The organism is Flavobacterium sp. (assembly GCF_039932285.1).
GTDB lineage: Bacteria > Bacteroidota > Bacteroidia > Flavobacteriales > Flavobacteriaceae > Flavobacterium.
In genome coordinates this window covers 1-2,873 of sequence record NZ_JBDTQE010000122.1, presented here as the reverse complement: position 1 = coordinate 2,873, position 2,873 = coordinate 1, and the positions used below count along the sequence as shown (strand labels likewise).

Genomic DNA, 2,873 nt, shown 5'->3' with positions numbered 1-2,873 from the left:
TTTTATCTTTAACAGAAAATAATTCGTTCCGAAGTTCGCAACTGACGAGAAGCGGCGGAACGTTGTGCGATATTTTACCAAAAAAACTGAAAAAATGAAAATAATCAGAATAGTAACTTTATTATCAATTTGTTTGTTCTGTTGGAATTGTAAAAAAGAAAATCAAAACATCAATTTTTCACAAATTATTTTAATGGATAAATTTAGCAATAAACTTAAAGTGGATTTTGCAAACAAATTAACAACTTCAGAAATTTCTCCATTATATATTGGTAAAATAAGTGAAAACATAACGATTTCATATCAAACTCGTGAAACAGTTAGAAAAACAGAAACTTATAAAGAATATAAATTGCCAATAAAAAACTCTTTAGAAATATTTGTTGATACAACAAGAATTATAGGAATTCCAATGGGAATTTATGAATATAGCAAAGAAGGAAAAAGAAATGACAAAATTGCTAATCCGATTTTTATAAAAAACAGAAGCAAGGATACTCTAAACATAGGTTATGCAGAGTATTTACCTATAATTATTGAAGCGAAAAATAGAAATGGAAAATGGCAACCAATTCAAGAAAGAATGAGATTTATGTGTGGAAATGGTATTATAGATTTTTATTGTCCACCGGAAAATATTGTCATTAGTGCAATGCAAAAATATGGTGGGAATTTTAAAACCAAACTTAGACTTAAGTATGAATCATTTGGATCTAAATCAAGCATATATTCAAATGAAATTAATGGAAAAATTAATGAAAAACAATTCGTAAAATAAAAAACATCGCACAACAGCGGTTTCAAGAAATGTCGAGAAATTTACGTTTTTCTTTCATAATAAGATTATCTTAGTTCAAAATATGCAATTCTGAATTTCGCAACTGACTCCAAGGTAAATTATATTTTAAAACTTATTTTGAACCCATAAATGTACATAAACCACAACAATATTAATCTTCCAGAAAATCCAGATACTATCGTTTGGAAATACTTAGACTTGTCTAAATTTTTAGATTTATTATTGTCGCAAAAAATGTTTATGTCTCGTTCGGATAAGTTTGAAGACCAATACGAAGGCACATTTAGCGAACCTACTTTTGAAGAAATTAAAAAAATTGCCGCCAACAATCCTAAGTTCTTAGATTATTACAAATCACATCGTGAGAAAGTGGCCATAAGTAGTTGGCATACTAATGAATATGAGAGTTTTGCGATGTGGCAAATTTTTACCAAAAACCAAGAAGGTTTAGCTATACAATCGACCATTGGGAGATTAAAAGAGGCTTTGCAACCCGAACAACTCACCAAACAATATATAGGGGAAGTAAATTATATCGATTACAAAAAAGAATACATTCCGTTTGATGATAATTTTTTCCCTTTCTTATTCAAACGAAAAAGTTTTCAGTACGAACGTGAAGTTAGAATTATTACTGATGTTACCGAACAAAATATTTCGATAAACGACGGACTTAAAATTAATGTAGATATCAATGCCTTGATTGAAAAAATATACATTCATCCCAAATCTGAAAACTGGTACAAAAAATTAGTAATCGAATTAGTAACTCAATTAGGTTTCGATTTTGAAATTGAAAAATCAGATTTAGAAAGTGATATTCTGATTTAGTTTATAGGCGAATATTCTTCTACTTTCCAATCTTTATTTTGCAAATTCACAAAATGATAATGCACTTTGTCGGTCTTATCGAAAGCACCATTTTTGTTTATATCTTCAATCGTTCTAAAATACAAATGACTGTTCGATTCAATCAAGTTCCAATCTATAAGCTCGTAGAAATCGGCAGCGATTTTAGTAAATTTATTGCCACTAATATCACTTAAATAAATCGTTTTTATGTCGTTCGAATTTATTTTTCCATCGTTATTCGTATCCATATCGGCCAATGTATAAACCAATACTTGTTGTTTTGCTTTGTCGGAAACTGATTTCAAATACGTTACTGTTTGTATAAGGACTGGTTTTTCTGTTAATAAATGTAGCGAATCAGAACCCGCTTTCTGAAATTTAAAATTGCTTATATAACCTGTTATTTCGTAATCATTGTAATTAGAAACTTTGAAACTTTCATCTTTGTCATAAGATGATGATGATGAACCTGAATTAAGTTTAGAATTTCCGTCGCTCATACTGTACTCTCCCATAGGATGAATTAAAAAAGAAGTTCCTCCCATTTGAATAGGTAAATCGGCAATTTTTATTTGTGTCGAATCCTTTTTTACAGGTGCAACAACCGCTTTTGCATCTTCATAAATCACCTTTGGTTTTTTTGATTCTTCTTTGCAACTTACTAATAGGATTAGTATTGGGAAAATATATATTGAGAGCTTTTTCATAGGTAAAAATTTATATCAAATATAAGGTTTTTTTAAATTACAACTTTACATTCAGTTTCAAACTAAACACACGACTGGTCAAATAATTAGGCACACCGTATTGCGATTTTGTATACACATCACGAACCCAAGTGTTTGTAATGGTATTTTGGTTGTTAAACATATTAAAAATCTCTAATCCGAGAGACAAATCTTTAAATTTTTTCAGCCAATTCCCTTCTTCTTTGGCTCTAGCCCTGTCTGTAAAAACATACGAAAAACCCAAATCGGCACGACGATAATCTCGCAAACGCAACTGATAATCATAAGGGTCAGCATACGATGGCGAACCACCTGGCAAACCTGTATTATAAACTAAATTTAGATACATTTTGAATGTAGGAATGTTAGGTACATAATCCTGAAATAGAATTCCAAACTTCAATCGTTGGTCTGTAGGTCTTGAAATATAACCGCGATTGTCTATATTCTCTTTGGTTTCTAGGTATCCAAAACTCAACCAAGATTCTGTTCCG

Annotated in this window: 3 protein-coding genes and 1 pseudogene; 2 read left to right on the top strand and 2 right to left on the bottom strand. The window is 30.2% G+C overall.

What is annotated here, in order from left to right:
- Positions 1-94: 94 nt before the first annotated feature.
- A complete protein-coding gene (locus ABI549_RS13610; protein WP_348076999.1) occupies positions 95-778 on the top strand; it encodes a hypothetical protein in 684 nt (227 codons plus the stop codon).
- Between the two features lie 150 nt (positions 779-928).
- A complete protein-coding gene (locus ABI549_RS13605) occupies positions 929-1,630 on the top strand; it encodes a hypothetical protein (RefSeq protein WP_348076998.1) in 702 nt (233 codons plus the stop codon).
- On the opposite strand, the gene ABI549_RS13600 is transcribed toward ABI549_RS13605, so the two are convergent.
- Both ABI549_RS13600 and ABI549_RS13595 read right to left on the bottom strand, forming a co-directional pair.
- Positions 1,627-2,358: a hypothetical protein gene (locus ABI549_RS13600; protein ID WP_348076997.1), complete on the bottom strand. Its 732-nt coding sequence runs from the start codon at positions 2,356-2,358 to the stop codon at positions 1,627-1,629. The genes ABI549_RS13605 and ABI549_RS13600 overlap by 4 nt on opposite strands.
- Positions 2,359-2,395: 37 nt before the next feature.
- Positions 2,396-2,873, bottom strand: a pseudogene (locus ABI549_RS13595) (TonB-dependent receptor); the annotation flags it as partial.